Here is a 19,517-nt window from a genome sequence, read left to right as displayed (position 1 = left end):
ATTGTTAGCGGCAACGCTTTATATTATTGGCGTCAGTTATAGGTAATCATCAGGGCCAGCGTCATGAAACTCCTTTTAATCGAAGATGAAGAGAAAATTTCGTCTTACATCAACACCGCGCTTCGCGAGCAGGGTTACAACGTCGATGTCTGCGCCGACGGACGCGAGGGGTTGTTTCTGGCAACGGAGATGGATTACGACGCCATTATTCTGGATGTCATGCTGCCGTCGATGGACGGGTATACCGTCATTACCAGCCTGCGCAAACTGAAACAGACGCCGGTGCTGATGCTTTCCGCGCGCGGTTCGCTTGATGAGCGGGTTAAAGGGCTGCGACTGGGCGCGGATGATTACCTGACCAAACCGTTTTCACTGATTGAGCTGGTGGCCCGCATTCAGGCGCTGCTGCGTCGCCGACCAACCGATGGGCTCGATATTTCTCAGTTGCAGGTCCACAACCTGCAACTCGATCTGCTCGCGCGCAAAGTTTACCGCAACGGTACGCGCATCGACCTGACGCAAAAGGAGTTCGCCCTGTTAAGTCTGCTCGCCAGGCACCAGGGGGAAGTGCTGTCGAAGATGATGATTGCCGAGCAGGTCTGGGATATGAACTTTGAAAGCGACGCCAATATTGTCGAAGTCGCTATCAAACGTTTACGCGCCAAAATCGACTCCCCGTTTGAAGAGAAGCTGCTGCATACCGTGCGCGGCATGGGTTACATCCTTGAGTATCGCGACGACGATCCTGGCAAAATGAGTGCATATGTTTAAACGTTCTATTTCCCGCAAACTGGCGCTGACGTTTGCGGTGGTCACCTTATGTATTGCCCTCGCCTATGCGCTTTGCCTGCGGGAGTCGCTGCGCGAATCGCTAAATAAACAGATGCATAACGAGTTAATGTTCCGCTACTCACTGGTGGAGCCGTTGATCGTTTCCAAGTTTAATCACCATGAACTCGACGAACTCAAAACCAAGCTAATGAGCCTGAGTAACTCAGAAGGCGGGCGCGTTCACTACTGGATTTTAAGCAGCGATCCGACGCTGCAAGTGGGTGGCGAGCCGCCAAAAGAGATCGATCTCAACGCGCTAGCCGATGGTTTTAGCCGCATAAACCGGGAAAAAACCGACCAGTGTCCACTGTTCATTCTGACCAAAACGATTAATTACCGCGACGGTGTAACGCCGCTGCATTTCGTGGTTTCTATCGACTCTACGCCGTATATGGGCACGCTGAATGAATTTACCCAGGTGCTGATTTTTATCACCACCATGGGCGTGCTGTTCGTGACTTTTTTAGGCTTTGTCATCTCCCGCCAGGGGATGCAACCGGTGGAACTTCTCAGCCAGCAGGCGCGTGAACTTGCGCCGGGGGTTGACGGCCAGCGATTGGACGCCACCGCGCTGCCGCAGGAGTTGCAGGGTCTGGCAGAAGCCTTTAACGGCGTGCTTGCCCGCCAGCAAACCGCATGGCGACAACTGGAAAGTTTTAACGCCGATGTGGCGCACGAGTTGAGAACGCCGCTCTCGAGCATTCTCGGCCAGACGCAATTAGCCCTTTCGCGCAAACGCAGCCATGAGGAGCTCGAAGCCTGCCTCGAATCAAACCTTGAGGAGGTAAACCGCATGACGTCGATCGTCAACGACATGCTGTTTTTGTCCCATGCGCAAACCGGCAAACATCCGGCGCAGCTTTCGCAAGTGTCGCTGCGCGAGGAGGCGTTAAAAACGGCCGAATATACCGAACCGTCGTTCACCGATCGCCATTTGCAGTTGCTGATCGAAGGTGATGTTCAGATCTGCGTCGACAGGCGGCTGTTTACCCGCTCGCTCGCCAATTTGCTGGAAAACAGCGCCCGCTACGCCTATGAAAACAGCCAGGTTACGGTCACTTTAACCAGCAATGACCAGCATGCGACGGTGAGCGTTAAAAATTACGGCGATGCTATTGAAAGTCACCACCTGGAAAGATTATTTGAGCGCTTTTACCGCGCCGATCACGCCAGAACGCAAAGCGATACCAACCACGGGCTTGGGCTGTCGATTGTCAAAGCGGTGGCGCAAATGCATGGCGGTGATGTCTTTGCCACCAGCCAGAATGGCGAAAATACCTTTGGCTTTACGCTGGCGCTAAATAAATAGCGCCAGCCATTCCCTGACAGCTTTGACAGAGTGGCGTCATTCGCCCGTCAGGGCGTCTCCAATATACTGTTCATGCTCACTCATTGATTTTTTATTCAAGGAATCACGCATGAACAATCACACGATTATTATCATTGCCCGTATCTTAATTACCCCGCTATTTTTATATAGCGGCAGCGGGAAAATAATTAACTTTACCGATAACGTATTAAAAACGCCGTTTGGCGATATGTTAATTGGCAAACTGATGATCATTTTTGCCATTGCCATTGAGCTGGGTGGCAGCATGGCATTTATTATTGGTTATCGGGTAAAAGAAATATCGCTATTGTGGATCCTCTATATTTTCCTCACCAGTATTATGTTCCATCAGTTCTGGGCGGTAAGTGGCCCCCAGCAAGCCGGGCAAGTGATTCAATTCACCAAAAACATGAGTATTTGCGCTGGCCTGCTCTGTTTCTACCTGCTGGCGCGAGAACAACGAAAATCATAGCCAGAAAAAAGGCGCCCTGCGCGGCGCCTTTTTCCATGTCTGAATCATTAACCCCGGCCGTTAGCGAATGAAAGGCCGGGGTTAATTGCACGCTATTATTTGTACAAAATCGCATTGCCATAAATATACTCATCGCCACCGGCGGAGATGATTTTATAGTATTTCGCGTTGTCTTTTTCAGCGGCCTGCTGAACTTGCGCTTCGAGATCTGCGACCGTATCGGCTTTGGCAATTGAAATGGTGCCCATCGGCACCAGACCGCTATCGTCGGTGACAGGCTGCGCGGCAAACGCGCCGAAAGAGATTGCACTAAACAGTGTTGCAGCAAGCACGGTATTAATAAGGGTTTTCATAATAAGGCTCCGCATAAAAGAGGTTTTAATAATCATGTTTCAACGTAAGCAATATTACTCAGCGCATGCTGACCAGCGGCTGACAGTTTTATAACAAGTTTGTCAGACTGGCTTTATTTACAGGATTAGACATTTCTTGGAATAAATAAAAAATGGCAGCAATGCACGGTTAAATATTCGCCAGCGCTGGCGCTAATTATTAAAGGAAGTGATTATTGATGTAGCGCCATGTAATAAAGTGTGAATGCTGTAACGCTTATCCCCGGAGTTTTCCGACAATCCCGGTAAACCCGATATTCATCGCTATGCTTACTGAACGACGTTTTCATTCAGTATAGCAACGGCAATGCCGCTGATAACGCATTACGACGGAGGTAACATGAAAATAGCAATGGTACTGACATCCCACAGCGAACTGGGCAATACCGGTAAAAAAACCGGTTTCTGGCTTGAAGAGTTCGCCGCCCCTTATTACGTATTCAAAGACGCAGGCGCCGAGGTTGTGCTCGCCTCACCCGCCGGTGGCCAGCCGCCGCTCGATCCAAAAAGCGATCTGCCGGATTTTCAGACCGAACTGACCCACCGTTTTAAAGCCGATCCGGCAGCCCAGCAGGCGCTGGCTAACACCGTTAAACTCGATAGCCTACGCGCCGGGGATTTTGACGCTGTCTTTTACCCCGGTGGCCACGGCCCGCTGTGGGATTTGGCCGAATCCGACACCTCGATTGCGCTGATTGAAGCGTTCGAACGTGCCGGTAAACCGGTGAGTTTCGTCTGTCACGCGCCGGGCGTGTTGCGTCATGTGAAAACCGCATCCGGCAATCCGCTGGTAAAAGACCGCAAAGTAACCGGCTTTACCAACGGCGAAGAAGCGGATGTTGAGCTGACCAATGTGGTGCCGTTTCTGGTGGAGGACGAATTAATAGCGCTTGGCGCGAAATATGACAAAGGGCCGAACTGGGCGCCGTTCGTCGTCGAAGACGGGAAACTGATCACCGGGCAAAACCCGGCCAGTTCCGAAGCCGTGGCGAAAGCGTTAGTCGCCATGCTGAGTTAATTGCTGTTGCCGCCATTACCCGCAGCGTAATGGCGGCGCCTCGCAGCCTCTTTTTGCGCAGCTACGCAGTGCCATCCAGAAATAATTGAGCCGTACTTATTCCCGCCTGCCCCACCTCTTTAACGATAAATTACCCAAAATGTGAAGGCCCGCAAAGCACCAGGTCAACCAGAGACAATTTTGGAACCTTATGAAATACCCGCACCGATAACCCTCCCGTATACTTGCTTCAACCCAAGAAAAAAGTCATTTAGGTTAGGCGCACCGCCAACAAGAAGAGAGATAAACGAGTCTGGCTGGCGGATCATCGGACAATGAGGGTCGTTTTTATGGAAAAGAAACATATTTACCTGTTTTGTTCTGCGGGCATGTCGACGTCATTGCTGGTGTCGAAGATGCGCACCCAGGCGGAAAAATATGAAGTCCCGGTCATTATTGAAGCATTTCCCGAGACGCTCGCCAGTGAAAAAGGCCCGCAGGCCGATGTTGTTTTATTAGGTCCACAAATCGCCTGGATGTTACCGGATATCCAGCGTCTGCTTCCCAATAAGCCTGTCGAAGTGATTGACGCCTCGCTGTACGGCAAAGTCGATGGTTTAGGTGTTCTGAAGGCCGCCGTGGCGGCAATAAAAAAAGCCGCCGCCAATTAAACGTTTTGCGTTCGCTTATCACACAGTGATCCCACACATTCACCGCAATGTTGCATTGCGGTATTTAAGGGTATTTTTCTATGAGTAATGCCATTGCTTCACTTGAAAAGATACTGGTGCCTTTTGCGGTAAAAATCGGCAAACAGCCACATGTTAACGCCATTAAAAACGGCTTTATCCGCTTAATGCCATTGACCCTCGCCGGGGCGATGTTTGTCTTAATTAATAACGTGTTCCTGAGTTTTGGCGAAGGATCGTTCTTTTATTCGTTGGGCATTCGGCTGGATGCCTCGACCATTGAAACGCTGAACAGTTTTAAAGGCATCGGCGGCAATGTGTATAACGGTACGCTGGGCATTATGTCGCTGATGGCACCTTTTTTTATCGGCATGTCGCTTGCTGAAGAGCGCAAAGTGGATGCGCTGGCCGCCGGGTTGTTATCAATAGCCGCTTTTATGACCGTCACCCCGTATAGCGTCGGTGAATCTTACGCCGTTGGCGCAAACTGGTTAGGCGGCGCGAATATTATTTCCGGGATTATTATTGGCCTGGCGGTGGCGGAAATGTTCACCTTTATTGTACGCCGCAACTGGGTGATTACCCTGCCAGACAGCGTGCCGGCTTCGGTGGCGCGTTCGTTCTCCGCGCTGATCCCCGGTTTTATTATTCTGTCGATTATGGGGATTATCGCCTGGGCGTTGAATCACTACGGCACCAATTTCCATCAAATTATCATGGACACCATCTCCACGCCGCTGGCGTCGCTGGGCAGTGTGGTCGGCTGGGCATATGTGCTGTTTGTGCCGCTGCTGTGGTTTTTCGGCATCCATGGTTCGCTGGCGCTGACCGCGCTGGACAGCGGCATCATGACGCCATGGGCGCTGGAAAATATTTCTGTCTATCAACAATATGGTTCGGTTGAAGCGGCGCTGGCAGCGGGTAAAACGTTCCATGTCTGGGCGAAACCGATGCTCGACTCCTATATCTTCCTGGGCGGCAGCGGCGCAACGTTGGGGCTGATTATCGCCATCTTCCTCGCTTCACGCCGTGCGGATTACCGCCAGGTGGCGAAGCTGGGTCTGCCTTCCGGTCTGTTCCAGATTAACGAACCGATTTTGTTCGGCCTGCCGATCATCATGAACCCGGTGATGTTTATCCCCTTCATTCTGGTGCAGCCGATACTTGCCGCTATTACGCTGCTGGCCTACTACACCGGCTTTATTCCACCGATCACCAACATTGCACCGTGGACAATGCCAACCGGACTGGGCGCCTTCTTTAACACCAACGGCAGCATCGCCGCGCTGTTGCTCGCGCTGTTCAACTTAGGTATTGCCACGCTGGTTTACCTGCCGTTCGTGATGGTTGCCAACAAAGCGCAGAACGCCATTGAGCAGGAAGAGAGCGAAGAAGATATCGCTAATGCACTGAAATTCTGACCGAACCCGGCGGGTCTTGTCCCGCCGGAAACCACGCGAGGAGCACATATGTTCGATCTCGACACCGTGCAGGAGAGCACCACCCCGGCCGATGAGCTGGAAGAAGTGGTGATGGGCTTAATCATCAACGCGGGTCACGCGCGCAGCCTGGCGTACACCGCGCTGAAGCAAGCGAAACAGGGTGATTTTGACGGCGCAAAAGCGCTGATGGAGCAATCAAAGCTGGCGCTCAACGAGGCGCACCTGGTGCAGACTAAACTGATTGAGGGCGATCAGGGCGAAGGCCGGATGAAAGTGAGCCTGGTGCTGGTGCATGCGCAGGATCATCTGATGACGTCCATGCTGGCGCGCGAGCTGATAACGGAACTTATTGAGCTTCACGAAAAATTGAAATAACAAGGAGTTAAAGATGCAGCCTTCGATCAACACGCTGGGGATCAAAACCGTTCATGAACAGCAGTTGTTTAACGGTAAAAATTTCCATGTGTTTATCTACAACAAGACGGAGAGCGCCAGCGGGCTGCATCAGCACGACTACTACGAGTTCACGCTGGTATTAACCGGCCGCTATTACCAGGAGATTAACGGTAAGCGCGTGCTGCTTGAGCGCGGTGATTTCGTTTTTATCCCGCTGGGTTCGCACCACCAAAGTTTTTATGAATTTGGCGCGACGCGGATCCTCAATGTGGGGATCAGTAAACGCTTTTTTGAACAGCATTATCTCGCCCTGCTGCCATTTTGTTTTGTCGCCTCGCAGGCCTACCGCGCCAGCAGCGCTTTTCTGAGCTACGTGGAAACCGTTATCGCCTCACTCAATTTCCGCGAAACCGGGCTGGACGAGTTTATCGAAGCGGTAACCTTTTATGTCATTAACCGCCTGCGCCACTACCGCGAAGAGCAGGTGGTGGATGACACACCGCAGTGGTTAAAAACCACCATTGAGTCAATGCACGATAAGACGCAGTTTGGCGAAAACGCGATGGAAAATATGGTGCAACTGGCGGCGAAATCGCAGGAGTATCTGACCCGCGCCACGCGGCGCTACTACCGCAAAACGCCAATGCAGATCATTAATGAAATCCGCATTGATTTCGCCAAGAAGCAACTGGAAATGACCAACTATTCGGTCACCGATATCGCTTATGAATCGGGTTACAGCAGCCCAAGCCTGTTTATTAAAACATTCAAGAAAATGACCTCATTCACCCCCAATAGTTACCGAAAAAGGTTAACGGAAATCAACCAGTAACGGCGAGCGGGCTGAACGTTTTACACCACCGTGTCTGACACGAAGGGAGAAATCATGAAGCAGAAATTAAAAGTCGTCACCATTGGCGGCGGTAGCAGCTACACCCCGGAATTACTGGAAGGGTTTATTAAGCGCTATCACGAACTGCCGGTCACCGAATTATGGCTGGTCGATGTTGAGGACGGAAAAGAGAAGCTGGATATTATTTTCGATCTTTGCCAGCGCATGATTGATAAAGCCGGTATCCCGCTAAAACTCTTCAAGACGCTGGATCGTCGCGAAGCGCTGCACGAAGCAAACTTTGTCACCACACAGTTGCGCGTGGGCCAGTTGAAAGCCCGCGAACTGGATGAGCGCATTCCGCTGAGTCACGGTTATCTGGGCCAGGAAACCAACGGTGCAGGCGGGCTGTTTAAAGGCTTGCGCACCATTCCGGTTATCTTCGACATCATCAAAGATGTCGAGGAAATCTGCCCGGATGCATGGGTGATTAATTTCACCAACCCGGCGGGAATGGTGACAGAAGCAGTGTATCGCCACACCGGTTTTAAAAAGTTTATCGGCGTGTGCAATATTCCTGTCGGCATGAAGATGTTTATTCATGACGTGCTGAACCTTAGCAGCAGCGATGATGTTGCCATGGATCTGTTTGGCCTTAACCACATGGTATTTATTAAAGATGTGCTGGTTAATGGTGAGTCGCGTTTTGCGGAGTTGCTCGATGGCGTGGCCTCCGGCAGGTTGAAAGCCTCCTCGGTGAAAAACATTTTCGACCTGCCCTTTAGCGAAGGGTTGATCCGCTCGCTCAATCTGCTGCCCTGCTCTTATCTGCTCTATTACGTTAAGCAAAAAGAGATGCTGGCAATTGAAATGGGCGAGTACTACAAAGGCGGCGCGCGGGCGCAGGTGGTACAGAAAGTCGAAAAACAGCTGTTTGAGCTGTACAAAGATCCAGAACTGAAGGTGAAACCGAAAGAGCTTGAGCAGCGCGGCGGTGCCTACTATTCCGATGCGGCCTGCGAAGTTATTAACGCTATCTATAACGATAAGCAAACCGAGCACTATGTAAATATTCCGCATCACGGACATATCGATAATATCCCGGCGGACTGGGCGGTTGAGATGACCTGTACGCTGGGGCGCAACGGCGCGACACCGCACCCGCGCGTCACCCACTTTGATGAGAAAGTGTTGGGGCTTATCTACACCATTAAAGGCTTTGAAGTGGCAGCCAGCAAAGCGGCACTCAGCGGCGAACTGAACGATGTCTTGCTGGCGCTGAACCTTAGCCCGCTGATCCACTCCGATCGCGACGCGGAAATTCTGGCGCGTGAAATGCTGCTCGCTCACGAAAAGTGGCTGCCAAACTTTGCCACTACCCTTGCGCAACTGAAAGCTGAACATCACTAACCGGGACGGGCTATGGAATGCTTACTGATTGTTAACGCGGATGATTTTGGCCTCAGCAAAGGGCAGAACTACGGCATTATCGACAGCTTTCGCCATGGTGTTGTCACTTCAACGACTGCACTGGTCAACGGCGATGCGGTGGAGCATGCCGCCGGGCTGAGTCAGCGCGAACCCTTGCTCGGTGTCGGCATGCACTTTGCGCTAACGTTAGGCAAACCGCTGACGCCGATGCCCGGCCTTGCGCGTAACGGCCAATTGGGGAAATGGATCTGGCAAATGGCGCAGGAAGATGCGCTGCCGCTGGAAGAGATAGCCGGTGAACTGGAAGCACAGTATCAACGGTTTATTTCCCTGTTTGGCCGGGAACCGACGCATCTGGACAGCCATCACCATGTGCATATGATCCCGCAGATCCTGCCCATCGTGGCAGAGTTCGCCGCAGAGCGCGACGTGGCGCTGCGCATCGATCGTCCCGCTTTACCACCCGACTTCGCGCTACCTGATACCCTGCGCACAACCCAGGGTTTTAGCAGTGAGTTTTACGGCGAAGCGATTTCCGAAGCGCTCTTTTTACAGGCGCTGGATGCTTCGACTGTACGCAGAGAAAGCTCGCTGGAGATCATGTGCCACCCGGCGTTTATCGATAACACCGTGCGCCAGAGCAGCTACTGTTACCCGCGCTTAACGGAACTGGAAGCACTGACCTCGGTGTCGTTGAAATATGCAATTGCCGAGCGCGGCTACCGGCTGGGGAGCTTTCTGGATATTTAACCCACGCGTTGCGGCGCACCTTTGCGCCGCAACTTCGAGCTGTTACCACCACACTTCGGCCTGAACGCCCACCGCTAACTGATCTTTTTTCTGGTCGCCAAACTGGAAATGGCTGATGCCGTTATCCTGTGCGCGCAGATACGTCGTATAAAAACGGATCTCCGGTCGCGAGGCCAGCAGGCTGGTGTCGACTTTCAGCGCGTGGTAGAGCGTGGTTTTATAACCCTGTTCATGGTAATTCACGCCCTGCTGTTTGTTGGTCTGCGTAAACCATCCCAGCTCAACCCCGGTCTGATTGTAGCTGTCCCAAATCCACGCCGGGCGCACCACCGCACGGAAGCTGTGATAGTCCGTATGCGCGCCGGTATCGTAACTGTAAATATTGTTACCTGCTGAGTAGATCAGCGCATGCGCCATTACCACTTGTGAGAACGGGTACGCTTCGCCCTGAGAGATCAGACGAAACGCTTTGCCATAGCTGTGCTCGCCGTAGTAGTTGTCGCCATAACCATACGTTGGGCTGGGGCCAAATGGCTGAGCAAAGCCGCTGGCGAGCGAGTTATCCGCCGCCTGTACGGTAAACTCCTCAAATCCGCCCGCGCTAAGCGTCTGACGAACAACCACACCGGCCAGCCACGCGTCTTTAATGCTGTAGTAACTGCCGTTATCCTCACGGCTTTTATAGGTGTCGGATTTATTCGCCACCGAATAACGGCCAAGCAGGGCAAGCGTCGCGTTATCCCACAGGGGGATATTGTTGTAGCGCACATCGAGCGTATTGGTATTCACCTGCAGCGCCTCGCTGGCGGCAGGATAGCTCACCGCATGGGCATTCAAATCCTGACGCACCAGCGCGGCATTGATCTGCCCTGGACCGAGCTGCCAGTTTTCGATACCCACACCCGCACCGCTCTCGGTGAGGTGACTTTTCCAGTCCAGCATCTGGATTTCATATTTCGGTAAGTTGTGTTTGCCGACCCAAAAGTCCGCTTCCGGCGCAAAGGGAAGAAACCCTTTGGTGGTCAGGTAAATATCAGAAAATTGCAGTCGGCTTTCTGCATCTTTATCAAACCAGGCATCGCCATATTGCTCACCCACATTGCCATCGAACAGCACCACCGCATGGGCCGTTTTTCCGTTGTGGTCATAAACGCGTTGGGTGAATTGTAGGTCGAACCACGAGGAATATTCATTCCCAAAACGCCCGACGGATCCCACGGCATATGGCTGTGGCGATCCATGGCTGGCAGCGCCCCAACCGGAACGAAGATAGCCGGAATAGCTAAAACCGATATCGTCTTTGACAAAATCGCTAATCTCTTTCAGCGTTGGCGCTGTCTTTTCTGCTGCCGCATTGTTTGTAATGTGTTTATTAACGACTGTCATTACAGGTTTATCACCTTTATTTTCAGATTCGGTTTCCTGATACTGTTTTAATTCCGCTTTGGTCTGTGCAAGTTCGTTAGCATTTTCCTGTAACTGTTTTTCCAGCTGAGCCAGGCGCTGTTCAACCGTCAGGTTTTGCGACCAGGCATTACCGCAAACGGCCGAGATAAACAGTACAAGCAATGTTTTCTTCATTGAAAATTCCCTTTGTAAATAGAAAGCAAATAAGTTAGTGGCGTGCGTCACGTGAAGAAATCCGCTTCTTCACAAATAAAAACCATGAAGAAGCGTGAGGACGCTTAATAAGCAAAATTCTAATTATTATCTCAATTATTCCCTGGAGATGACGCAGAGGCTCTACATCGACAACAATAGTCGTGCAGAGCGAATATTTGTGTCCATCAGGAATTGCCCTCTATTTGATCTATCTCGCAGAATTAATACGAAAACAGATCGATATTACATTGTTCTGTAATCTGTATTCCTAATAAAAAAATAATATAACCATAAATTTCCATTTCATTATTAACGAGGAAATTTAAAGGCTCACTTAATAATATTGATAAAGGCATTACGTTATGCGAAGGATTTATAGCATGCTTTATGAATCACCTGGAAAATATAACCAGGCTATTGGAATAAATAATATTAATTTCTGAGCAGTAGTCAGCACATCCATTCTAAAAAATCCACGGGCCACCGTGGATTTGTTTTGCCTGCGTTTAAATCCAGTCCTCTACCGCGCCATCAAGTGGGCGCAGCGGCGGCGTAATCCGTTCAATCTCCTCTTCAATATCAAATTCCGTGAGATCCTCCGCCGTGGCTAACAGAAAAGTCTGGCCTTGCGGGGAGATCCACTCAGAGATGAAATATTGCTCCTTGCGTGACAGCTCAATTTTCTGCTGCCCTTCCCGGTCGAAAAATTGCCCGTAACGCTCATCATGCTTTGATAAGTTCAACCCCATGGCCGGGTAAACCCCGCGCCACACCTCGCCATGATGCTTGCCGCCCAGCACCAGGTACTCCTGCATAATCTTCTTGCTCATCCGCGCTCCTCACCATGCTGTTTCTTTTAAGCGTAGACAACTCTCCGCCCGCCCTTTGAAAAGCGCACGCGACACGCCTCAGGTTTGCTGTGGAAACAGTACGACGACAAGTGTTATGTGATGTCCCAAATCACGCCTATAAACGTCATTTAAGACATTCTGGGTTTGCTTATGATGCTTCCATCGCATCCATTGCTGACCAAAGGAGTCTCGCATGACCATCGCTACGCAACCTCACAAAGGCACGGCTGTTATTACCGGCGCATCAACCGGTATTGGCGCGATTTACGCCAACCGCCTGGCCAGAATGGGCTATGACCTGATTATCGTCGCCCGTAACCATAACCGCCTGAACCAGATGGCCAGTCACATCACGGCAGATACCGCCCGCAATGTGGAAGCCGTCGCCGCCGATTTAAACGACGCCCAACAACTGCGGGCGCTGGAAGCGAAGCTGCGTGAAGATGCCAGTATCACGCTGCTGGTAAACAATGCCGGCGTCGGGACGCACACACCGCTGTTATCCAGCGATGTCGATCAGATGGAGGCGATGATTAACCTCAACGTCACCGCGCTGACCCGCCTTACATACGCGGTCGTTCCCGGTTTTGTGGCGCGCGGCGCGGGCACCATTATCAATATATCCTCGATTGTCGGCATCGCGCCGGAACTGCTGAACGGGGTCTATGGCGGAACAAAAGCCTTTGTGCTGGCGTTTAGCCAGTCGTTGCATCATGAACTGGCTGATAAAGGCATTCAGATCCAGGCAGTGTTACCGGGGGCAACGGCAACACCATTCTGGGACAACGGCGGTTTGCCGCTGGAACAGCTGGATAAATCCATTGTGATGAGTGCTTACGACCTGGTCGACGCCGCACTGGTTGGTTTCGCGCAAGGTGAACTCGTCACTATCCCTTCACTGCACAACGACGCGGACTGGCTGGCAATGGAACAGCGTCGACAGGCCATGCTGCCCAATCTCTCCAGTAATGTACCGGCTGAGCGCTACCGCCCGGCAACCACACACTGAACATCCATTTCAAACAGAGGACTTTCTTTATGAAACTGACAGGCAATACGATTTTTATTACCGGCGGCACGTCAGGCATTGGCCGTGCGATGGCGGAAAAATTTCACCAGTTGGGCAATAAAGTGATCATCTCCGGACGGCGAAAAGCGCTGCTGGATAGCGTCACAGAAGCCAACCCAGGCATGGATTCCGTGGTGCTGGACGTCACGCAGGCCGCAAGCATCAAAGCGGCGGCGCGTGGGGTGCTGTCGCGCTACCCGGCGCTGAACGTGGTTATCAACAATGCAGGCATTATGCCGTTCGACAACCCCGCCGGTGAACTGGATGACGCGATGGCTTCCACGCTGTTAAACACCAACTTGTTAGGCCCGGTGCGGGTAAGCGCGGCTTTTATTGAGCACCTGAAACAGCAGCCGGACGCGGTACTTATCAATAACAGTTCGATTCTGGCGTTCTTACCTCTCGTCAGTAACGCGCTCTATTCGGCGACCAAAGCCGCTATCCACTCTTACACCTTGTCCCAGCGCTTCCTGCTGAAGGATTTTGGCATCAAGGTTATCGAAATTTCGCCGCCGTGGGTGGATACCGATCTGATCTATAAGAGTGGCGACACCCGTGCGATGCCGTTGCCGGATTTTATCCAGCAAACCTTCGACAAGCTGGGCACCGATACCATTGAAGCCATTGTCGATAGCGTGTTGCCCGCACGCGCCAACCCTGGTGCGAACGAACATGAGATGGTCAACGCCTTTAACCAGGCGATGGTGGACAACCCGATCCCTGTGGCGTAATCGAACTGCGGGGCTTGGGCCCCGCAGCGGGAGTGAATGATGAATAATCGATTATCTCTGGCGCAACGACGCGCGCTGTGGGCACTGAGCCTGGCGTATTTTATTCAGGCAACGGGGGCGCTATCGGTAGCGGGCAGCCTGACCGCCATCTCCCATGAATGGGGGTTGAGCGATGGTCAAAGTGCGCGTTTACTCGCTATTTTCGGCCTGACCTTTGCCATCAGCGCACCGCTGGCACAGGTGTTTTTAGGCCATTTGATGCGCAAATACCAGGTGCTGGCCGGGATGCTGGTGTTCGGCCTCGGGGCTTTTATTTTCGCCATCGCCCCCGATTACACCGCGCTGGTTATCTCCCGCGTGGTGATGGGGCTGGGTGCATCGCTGATTGGCCCGGTGCTGGTGGCGCTCGGCGCGGAACTTGTCACGCAACATGAACGCGGCAGCGCCATTGCCACGATCCTGCTCGGTGTCTCCATGGCGAGCATGGTGGGGATTCCGCTGGCGGCGTGGATCGCGAATAGTTGGGGTGCAAGACCGTTGTTTGCACTTGTCGCACTGGTGAGTGTGCTGACCACGCTGGCCGTCTGGTTCTCGGTGCCCAACGTCGTTAAAGGGGTGGATATTCGTTTACGCCAGGTGGGGCAGGTATTAATGGATGGCAAATCGCTGGCGGCGTTTTTGGTGGTCTTTTTCATTACCTCCGGCGTGTATGACATGTATGCCTTTATTTCGCCGATGATCCGCGATCGCTGGCAAGGCGATACCACCAGTGTTTCGATAGCGCTGACGGTGATTGGTGTTGCCGGGATTTTGGGGAACTTGTTTGTTGGCCGCGCCGCACGCCGTTATAGCGCCGAACGGTTGCTGATCGCTGGCATCACTATGCTGGTGCTGGATATGCTGCTGCTGATGATCCTGCCCGGTAAGCTGGCGTTGCTCTATTTGTTACTGGTGCTGTGGGCATTTTCTACCGACCTTCTGTGGCCAACCCAGCAGCGGCGGATTGTGGAGATCGCGTCTGAGACGACACGCGGTATCTCGCTCGCCCTGACCAGCGCGTTTATGTTTTGCGGCATCGGTTTTGGCTCGGCGGTCGCTTCATGGCTCTATCCGCTGTTCGGCTTTTATGGTGTGATGCTAAGCGCAGTCCTGTTTTTACTATTGGCGCTTAGCAGTTTGTGGATCTCTGAACGATTACGCGTTCGAAGCCAGGCTTTGCAGGCCGCCAGCGCATGTTAAAGGGTGTCGTGATGCACAAAATTGGATTACTGATTTCCGACCATTTTCAGATGCTGGCGCTGTCCACCTTGACGGTGTTTGAGTTTGCCAACCTTGTTGCCGGTGAAGCGTTGTATCAGCCAACGGTCTACTCAGAATTTGGCGGCACCGTTTATTCCTCATCCGGCATTGGCGTCGAGTCCCGGCCATTGGAAAGCGCCACGCAAATCGACACCTGGCTGGTCGCGGGTGTGCTGTCGCCCGTGGATGAACCGGCCAGTGCCGGCATCGTTCACTTTCTGCAAACCACGGCGTTACAGGCGCGCCGCATCGCGGGGATCTGCACCGGCGCCTTTGTGCTGGCGCAGGCGGGTTTGCTGGAGAAAAAGCGCGCCACGACGCACTGGGCGCACGCCCGAAGCCTGGTGCTGCAGCATCCGGACGTTCAGCTTGAAGACGATCGTATTTTTATCATTGATGATCGCATCTGGACGTCCGCCGGGATGACGGCCGGGCTGGATATGGCGCTCGGCATGGTGGAAAAAGATCTGGGTGCCGAGGCGGCACGTGTCGTTGCGCACCGGCTGGTGATGAATCAACGCCGCTCCGGCGGGCAGACGCAGCACTCTGAAATGCTGGCGCTGGCACCGCGCTCGGATCGGCTGCAAAGCGCGCTGGAATACGCCCGCAATAATCTGAAAAAAACGCTGACGGTAGAACTGCTGGCCGATGCGGTTCACGTGAGCGCCCGCCAACTCAGCCGCCTGTTTCGCCAGGAAACGGGCAAATCGCCAGCGAAAGCGATTGAAGGATTACGGCTGGAAGCGGCGCGGCTCATGATTGAGCAAAGCCGGCTTTCGCTGGACACGATTGCCCGTGAAGCCGGTTTTCGCGATGGTCGCCATATGCGGGAAGTTTTCGTGCGTGGTTACGGTATTCCGCCACAATCGCTACGCACCGGCCGTTAAGGTTGCATACCGATTTTCATTCCTGCGGTGAAAGAGCTAATGGCAAAAACGGGTTTTTTATGCTGGCAGGCGGCGTAGACTAACCTGAACTTTCTCATAAAATCAGGAGCATAAAATGAACGATACCGTAACGGTTGTTGCAACGATTACCGCCCATGCCGGTAGCCGCGAAAAGGTGGCCGGGGCGCTTAAAACCGTTGAACGCGATGTGCAGGGTGAACCGGGTTGTCTCTCTTATCAATTGCATGTGAACCGTGAAAACGACCACCAGTTCGTGATGATTGAGCGCTGGGCATCGGCAAAAATGCTCGAGCAACACAGCCAGGCTGCACCATTCAGGGCATTAGTCAGCGCCATTGACGGGCTCGCCGACCTTAACGTCATGACCCTGAGCAGTGGTGCTTAACTGTTGATTGTTTTCAGCGAGCAAAATCTTTAAACGGGTTGGCGATTTTTGCCAGCCCGTTTTTGCATTCGCAGACGCTATGGCTGAGGCGTGTGCAGATGGGTTCGGCGTTTTCGGTATTGCGCAGGGCTCACACCATACAATCGCTTGAACCCTTTCGAAAACGAGGAAAGCGAAAGAAACCCGCATCGTTCGGCGACAGCGTCGACAGTTAACCCCGCGTACGTAATGAGTAACTGCGAGGCCAACGCCATGCGTAGCTGGGAAAGCCACGCCTGCGGCGTAAGCGGGTAACTGCGGGCAAAATAGCGGGCAAATGTCGCGCGGGATAAAAAGCACCGCTCGGCCATGGTTTCCAGGGTCCACGGATGCGCAGGCTCGGCGATGACGGCCAGCAACGCGGGGGTAAGCCGTTTGTTGCTCATCAGCCTGAGCAGACCGGCTGGCGGCTCATGTAATGAGAGCAGCAGTCGCAATATCAACGCCAGCAACGTATCGGCCAGCCCTTTGGCAATCGTCGCATTCCCCGGCAGCGAACCGAGGCTTTCACGCACCAGCATCATCAGCAACATTTCCAGTTCAGGGCATGCCTGCCAGTGGTTTGTTTGCAGATGGATAAGGTGGCTTTCATGGGCAAACAACCAGCCGCTGTGGGGGCCAAAATCAAATTCGCCGCACAGCACTTCCACCGCCGCACCCTTCGCCGGGCTTCGGACTTCTGTCAGTATACCGTTGTCATGCTTTAACGCCGGAACCACCTGCCCCCACTCGACCAGGCTCTGGAGCAGATGTGGCGAACCGTGGGGAAGCAGGAGCACATCGCCTGCATGCACATCTACATGTCGACCTTCTACCACCAGCCTCGCTTCGCCGTGTAAAACCACATGCCAGGGCACCACGCCAGGCGCAAGTTGTTGATGGTCGGCTTCCCACCGCCCGGCAAAGCGGCAATGGAGGTTCACAGCGCATGTTGGCGCCAGCATCGCAAGCAGTTGGCTGAGGCTATCCACATTTCCCTCTGAGACGATAAGACAAAAAATAGAGACGATGTATAACCGTTGCCCAAACGCTTTCTCCCTATCATGAGTACATCGCCGATACGGCGGAACCCATACACTGACAGGAGATCATCATGAGCCGTTTAACATTCATTCAACCCGAAAACGCCACCGATAAAACCGCCGATCTTTTCGGTGCCATTAAGAAAGCAATGGGTAAAGTACCTAATGCCTACCAGACCATTGGCATTGCCCCGGATATGCTTGCTCAGGCGTTACAACATAATGCCGCACTGGCAAAAAGTTCGCTGAATAAAAAAGAGCTGGAAGCAATCAACTTACTGGTCAGTGAAATTTCCGGCTGTGACTACTGCCTGGCCGCGCATACGTTAACGGGCAAAATGGCGGGTTATAGCGTGGAGCAAACGCAACAACTGCGCCGGGGTGAATTCCCTGAAGATGCGCACATTGACGCGCTGCTGAAATTCGTAAAAACCGTGGTCACCACGCACGGTACGCTGCCAGCTGAAAAGGTTGAATCGCTGCGCAGCGCCGGTTTCGCGGATCGCCAGATTGTCGAGATAATCAGCGCCATCAGCGCCATTCTGTTTACCAATATGATTAACCGCGTCAACGACACGGTTGTGGATTTCCCGAAAGTCGCCGTACTGTAACGCTTCGCCTGGCTTCCCGCAGGGTGGCAAGCCAGGTTTTTCCTTCCTGTTTCCCCGCCCCTCAGACTTCGTTATCATGCTGCCCTGGCAGAGTGATCGCTAACCAGAACAACAAAAGATCCACTCATACATTTCACGATAATGGACATCACTGACCGATGAGTACTATCGACAATTTCGACGCCCATACCCCAATGATGCATTGGTGTTTTATTATTGATTAACATAGATATTTATTGAAATTTAATTAAAACCTACAATTCAACCTATAGTATATGCAAACAGTGCATACGAGATGCCCATAGTTTTCGGTTTATTGATCACTCGTAGCAGATCTTGCAGGCCCACTTCTTACTTCATGTCCCTCAAAAATCTTTCTGTGTATAGCATGTAAATGCTATGAATGTCTGCTGAGTGCCAAAAGCAGACATTGATAAAATTGTGATATGTTACTTTATAGGGGGCTGGTCAGAGTTACCCTTAATTTTTGGAACTCTACTTCAGCCATCTTTTTGAGTTCATCTTCAATTCAAATGGTTAATCCGCTCATAGAAACATCGCAATAGTTGAAAGCACATACATTTGTAAGTGCATATCAACCTCAAATCCATGCACATACAAATGTAATTTCAAAGAGTCTTGCTCAAATTGAATCTTTGCCGGGGAAAATTCACGGAGCAACGCCGGAACCGCAGCACTCAATCAGTGACATAAACAAATGCCAGCAACCGAAAGATCGTAAAGATGCATTGATGCTTGGTTATGCAAGCAGAATTCGGGTTGGCCGAGCAGCCGGTAATGGCAACTAGCTGGCTGTGGGGGGAAAGCCCTGCCTGGTGTTGGAGGGGTTAGGTAGAAGCAGTAGCCTGCTTATTGCTGGCGCAAGGGAAGCTAATCATCTCGTAACCTACATTATTCCGCTCGTCCAGCAGAACTGAGCAGAATACGATATGACCAAAAACAGATTTTCTTCTATAAAAACTCTCCGTCGAGAATACGCACAACTAATTAATTGATTTTAATATAGAAATAAATTAATTCGTTGTCGGTCTCAGAACCGGGGTGGGTAGCCCGTCCTGCAAATTCTATTCTGCACACACCCTAACTGCATGAGGAATGAAGCATGGCTACATCAACAATCAATACCATCACCCTATCCGGCAGCGTTGCGAACAGTCGCTATGTCGCTTCTTTTGGTGATGTTTATCTCTATCGCAATGACGATCGCCAAGGGGCAAGTTATCGTCGCGGACGTCACACAAATTACGGTTATTCAGGTTATTATCTGGCCTCAGTTTTTGACGGCCAGAAATGGCGCAAACTGCAGTTTGGACTGACCCCGCCCCGGTAGACGATCCTGCCCTATAGTTGGACTGACCCCGCCCCGGTAGACGATCCTGCCCTATAGTTGGACTGACCCCGCCCCGGTAGACGATCC

The 19,517-nt window shown here is 52.3% G+C and carries 21 protein-coding genes; 17 read left to right on the top strand and 4 right to left on the bottom strand.

Annotation, left to right across the window (positions count from 1 at the left end):
- Nucleotides 1-63 precede the first annotated feature (63 nt).
- The 3 genes from C813_RS27830 (at nucleotide 64) to C813_RS27820 (ending at nucleotide 2,633) form a co-directional block, all read left to right on the top strand.
- On the top strand, nucleotides 64-771 hold the full coding sequence (locus C813_RS27830; protein ID WP_017459247.1) for a heavy metal response regulator transcription factor: 708 nt from the start codon (nucleotides 64-66) through the stop codon (nucleotides 769-771).
- Nucleotides 764-2,140, top strand: a complete 1,377-nt coding sequence (locus tag C813_RS27825; protein WP_017459246.1) for a heavy metal sensor histidine kinase — start codon at nucleotides 764-766, stop codon at nucleotides 2,138-2,140. The genes C813_RS27830 and C813_RS27825 overlap by 8 nt, the downstream gene beginning before the upstream one ends.
- A gap of 109 nt (nucleotides 2,141-2,249) precedes the next feature.
- Nucleotides 2,250-2,633 carry a DoxX family protein gene (locus C813_RS27820; RefSeq protein WP_017459245.1) on the top strand — a complete coding sequence of 128 codons (384 nt, stop codon included), beginning with the start codon at nucleotides 2,250-2,252 and terminating at the stop codon, nucleotides 2,631-2,633.
- A gap of 95 nt (nucleotides 2,634-2,728) precedes the next feature.
- Here the strand turns inward: C813_RS27820 and C813_RS27815 are convergent, their stop codons facing one another.
- The gene (locus tag C813_RS27815; protein WP_025263863.1) at nucleotides 2,729-2,986 is read right to left on the bottom strand and encodes a YdgH/BhsA/McbA-like domain containing protein; all 258 of its coding nucleotides are present in this window, start codon (nucleotides 2,984-2,986) and stop codon (nucleotides 2,729-2,731) included.
- Nucleotides 2,987-3,365: 379 nt separating this feature from the next.
- On the opposite strand from C813_RS27815, the gene C813_RS27810 reads away from it, so the two are divergent.
- The 7 genes from C813_RS27810 (at nucleotide 3,366) to chbG (ending at nucleotide 9,562) form a co-directional block, all read left to right on the top strand.
- Nucleotides 3,366-4,043, top strand: coding sequence for a type 1 glutamine amidotransferase domain-containing protein (locus tag C813_RS27810; protein WP_017459243.1), 678 nt, complete (start codon nucleotides 3,366-3,368; stop codon nucleotides 4,041-4,043).
- 329 nt (nucleotides 4,044-4,372) lie between these two features.
- A complete protein-coding gene (locus C813_RS27805; protein WP_017459242.1) occupies nucleotides 4,373-4,693 on the top strand; it encodes a PTS sugar transporter subunit IIB in 321 nt (106 codons plus the stop codon).
- A gap of 80 nt (nucleotides 4,694-4,773) precedes the next feature.
- The gene (chbC, locus tag C813_RS27800; protein WP_017459241.1) at nucleotides 4,774-6,132 is read left to right on the top strand and encodes a PTS N,N'-diacetylchitobiose transporter subunit IIC; all 1,359 of its coding nucleotides are present in this window, start codon (nucleotides 4,774-4,776) and stop codon (nucleotides 6,130-6,132) included.
- 48 nt (nucleotides 6,133-6,180) lie between these two features.
- Nucleotides 6,181-6,528 carry a PTS N,N'-diacetylchitobiose transporter subunit IIA gene (gene chbA / locus C813_RS27795; RefSeq protein WP_017459240.1) on the top strand — a complete coding sequence of 116 codons (348 nt, stop codon included), beginning with the start codon at nucleotides 6,181-6,183 and terminating at the stop codon, nucleotides 6,526-6,528.
- 13 nt (nucleotides 6,529-6,541) lie between these two features.
- Complete coding sequence (gene chbR, locus C813_RS27790) at nucleotides 6,542-7,381, top strand: transcriptional regulator ChbR (protein ID WP_017459239.1); 840 nt, start codon at nucleotides 6,542-6,544, stop codon at nucleotides 7,379-7,381.
- 54 nt (nucleotides 7,382-7,435) lie between these two features.
- Nucleotides 7,436-8,791 carry a 6-phospho-beta-glucosidase gene (locus tag C813_RS27785; RefSeq protein WP_017459238.1) on the top strand — a complete coding sequence of 452 codons (1,356 nt, stop codon included), beginning with the start codon at nucleotides 7,436-7,438 and terminating at the stop codon, nucleotides 8,789-8,791.
- A gap of 12 nt (nucleotides 8,792-8,803) precedes the next feature.
- Nucleotides 8,804-9,562 carry a chitin disaccharide deacetylase gene (chbG, locus tag C813_RS27780; RefSeq protein WP_017459237.1) on the top strand — a complete coding sequence of 253 codons (759 nt, stop codon included), beginning with the start codon at nucleotides 8,804-8,806 and terminating at the stop codon, nucleotides 9,560-9,562.
- A 42-nt stretch (nucleotides 9,563-9,604) separates the two neighbouring features.
- Here the strand turns inward: chbG and C813_RS27775 are convergent, their stop codons facing one another.
- Both C813_RS27775 and C813_RS27770 read right to left on the bottom strand, forming a co-directional pair.
- Entirely contained in the window at nucleotides 9,605-11,143 is a 1,539-nt protein-coding gene (locus tag C813_RS27775) for a carbohydrate porin (RefSeq protein WP_017459236.1), read from the bottom strand.
- 527 nt (nucleotides 11,144-11,670) lie between these two features.
- Nucleotides 11,671-11,994 carry a hypothetical protein gene (locus C813_RS27770; RefSeq protein WP_017459235.1) on the bottom strand — a complete coding sequence of 108 codons (324 nt, stop codon included), beginning with the start codon at nucleotides 11,992-11,994 and terminating at the stop codon, nucleotides 11,671-11,673.
- A gap of 214 nt (nucleotides 11,995-12,208) precedes the next feature.
- Here C813_RS27770 and C813_RS27765 point away from each other — a divergent pair, with 214 nt between their 5' ends.
- The 5 genes from C813_RS27765 (at nucleotide 12,209) to C813_RS27745 (ending at nucleotide 16,407) form a co-directional block, all read left to right on the top strand.
- Nucleotides 12,209-13,024 carry an SDR family NAD(P)-dependent oxidoreductase gene (locus C813_RS27765; RefSeq protein ID WP_017459234.1) on the top strand — a complete coding sequence of 272 codons (816 nt, stop codon included), beginning with the start codon at nucleotides 12,209-12,211 and terminating at the stop codon, nucleotides 13,022-13,024.
- 29 nt (nucleotides 13,025-13,053) lie between these two features.
- The gene (locus C813_RS27760; protein ID WP_017459233.1) at nucleotides 13,054-13,815 is read left to right on the top strand and encodes an SDR family oxidoreductase; all 762 of its coding nucleotides are present in this window, start codon (nucleotides 13,054-13,056) and stop codon (nucleotides 13,813-13,815) included.
- A gap of 39 nt (nucleotides 13,816-13,854) precedes the next feature.
- On the top strand, nucleotides 13,855-15,054 hold the full coding sequence (locus tag C813_RS27755) for an MFS transporter (protein WP_017459232.1): 1,200 nt from the start codon (nucleotides 13,855-13,857) through the stop codon (nucleotides 15,052-15,054).
- A gap of 11 nt (nucleotides 15,055-15,065) precedes the next feature.
- Entirely contained in the window at nucleotides 15,066-16,001 is a 936-nt protein-coding gene (locus C813_RS27750) for a GlxA family transcriptional regulator (protein WP_017459231.1), read from the top strand.
- Between the two features lie 115 nt (nucleotides 16,002-16,116).
- Nucleotides 16,117-16,407, top strand: coding sequence for a putative quinol monooxygenase (locus tag C813_RS27745; RefSeq protein WP_017459230.1), 291 nt, complete (start codon nucleotides 16,117-16,119; stop codon nucleotides 16,405-16,407).
- A gap of 77 nt (nucleotides 16,408-16,484) precedes the next feature.
- Here the strand turns inward: C813_RS27745 and C813_RS27740 are convergent, their stop codons facing one another.
- Nucleotides 16,485-17,417, bottom strand: coding sequence for an AraC family transcriptional regulator (locus tag C813_RS27740; RefSeq protein ID WP_017459229.1), 933 nt, complete (start codon nucleotides 17,415-17,417; stop codon nucleotides 16,485-16,487).
- 122 nt (nucleotides 17,418-17,539) lie between these two features.
- Here C813_RS27740 and C813_RS27735 point away from each other — a divergent pair, with 122 nt between their 5' ends.
- The gene (locus C813_RS27735) at nucleotides 17,540-18,079 is read left to right on the top strand and encodes a carboxymuconolactone decarboxylase family protein (RefSeq protein ID WP_017459228.1); all 540 of its coding nucleotides are present in this window, start codon (nucleotides 17,540-17,542) and stop codon (nucleotides 18,077-18,079) included.
- Between the two features lie 1,123 nt (nucleotides 18,080-19,202).
- The gene (locus tag C813_RS27730; RefSeq protein ID WP_017459227.1) at nucleotides 19,203-19,430 is read left to right on the top strand and encodes a hypothetical protein; all 228 of its coding nucleotides are present in this window, start codon (nucleotides 19,203-19,205) and stop codon (nucleotides 19,428-19,430) included.
- Nucleotides 19,431-19,517: the final 87 nt, after the last annotated feature.

It is taken from the genome of Kosakonia sacchari SP1 (genome assembly GCF_000300455.3).
Taxonomy (GTDB): Bacteria; Pseudomonadota; Gammaproteobacteria; order Enterobacterales; family Enterobacteriaceae; genus Kosakonia; species Kosakonia sacchari.
Note: the sequence above shows the minus strand (reverse complement) of the source record. Positions and strands in the feature narration are given on the sequence as shown.

Bases quoted from the DNA above. Each gene is read 5' to 3' on its own strand.
- C813_RS27765 (WP_017459234.1), top strand. From the start codon at position 12,209: ATGACCATCGCTACGCAACCTCACAAAGGCACGGCTGTTATTACCGGC.
- chbR (WP_017459239.1), top strand. From the start codon at position 6,542: ATGCAGCCTTCGATCAACACGCTGGGGATCAAAACCGTTCATGAACAG.
- C813_RS27785 (WP_017459238.1), top strand. From the start codon at position 7,436: ATGAAGCAGAAATTAAAAGTCGTCACCATTGGCGGCGGTAGCAGCTAC.
- C813_RS27730 (WP_017459227.1), top strand. From the start codon at position 19,203: ATGGCTACATCAACAATCAATACCATCACCCTATCCGGCAGCGTTGCG.
- C813_RS27810 (WP_017459243.1), top strand. From the start codon at position 3,366: ATGAAAATAGCAATGGTACTGACATCCCACAGCGAACTGGGCAATACC.
- chbA (WP_017459240.1), top strand. From the start codon at position 6,181: ATGTTCGATCTCGACACCGTGCAGGAGAGCACCACCCCGGCCGATGAG.
- C813_RS27815 (WP_025263863.1), bottom strand. From the start codon at position 2,986: ATGAAAACCCTTATTAATACCGTGCTTGCTGCAACACTGTTTAGTGCA.
- C813_RS27735 (WP_017459228.1), top strand. From the start codon at position 17,540: ATGAGCCGTTTAACATTCATTCAACCCGAAAACGCCACCGATAAAACC.
- C813_RS27775 (WP_017459236.1), bottom strand. From the start codon at position 11,143: ATGAAGAAAACATTGCTTGTACTGTTTATCTCGGCCGTTTGCGGTAAT.
- C813_RS27770 (WP_017459235.1), bottom strand. From the start codon at position 11,994: ATGAGCAAGAAGATTATGCAGGAGTACCTGGTGCTGGGCGGCAAGCAT.
- C813_RS27750 (WP_017459231.1), top strand. From the start codon at position 15,066: ATGCACAAAATTGGATTACTGATTTCCGACCATTTTCAGATGCTGGCG.
- C813_RS27745 (WP_017459230.1), top strand. From the start codon at position 16,117: ATGAACGATACCGTAACGGTTGTTGCAACGATTACCGCCCATGCCGGT.
- C813_RS27760 (WP_017459233.1), top strand. From the start codon at position 13,054: ATGAAACTGACAGGCAATACGATTTTTATTACCGGCGGCACGTCAGGC.
- C813_RS27755 (WP_017459232.1), top strand. From the start codon at position 13,855: ATGAATAATCGATTATCTCTGGCGCAACGACGCGCGCTGTGGGCACTG.
- C813_RS27820 (WP_017459245.1), top strand. From the start codon at position 2,250: ATGAACAATCACACGATTATTATCATTGCCCGTATCTTAATTACCCCG.
- C813_RS27825 (WP_017459246.1), top strand. From the start codon at position 764: ATGTTTAAACGTTCTATTTCCCGCAAACTGGCGCTGACGTTTGCGGTG.
- chbG (WP_017459237.1), top strand. From the start codon at position 8,804: ATGGAATGCTTACTGATTGTTAACGCGGATGATTTTGGCCTCAGCAAA.
- C813_RS27805 (WP_017459242.1), top strand. From the start codon at position 4,373: ATGGAAAAGAAACATATTTACCTGTTTTGTTCTGCGGGCATGTCGACG.
- C813_RS27830 (WP_017459247.1), top strand. From the start codon at position 64: ATGAAACTCCTTTTAATCGAAGATGAAGAGAAAATTTCGTCTTACATC.
- chbC (WP_017459241.1), top strand. From the start codon at position 4,774: ATGAGTAATGCCATTGCTTCACTTGAAAAGATACTGGTGCCTTTTGCG.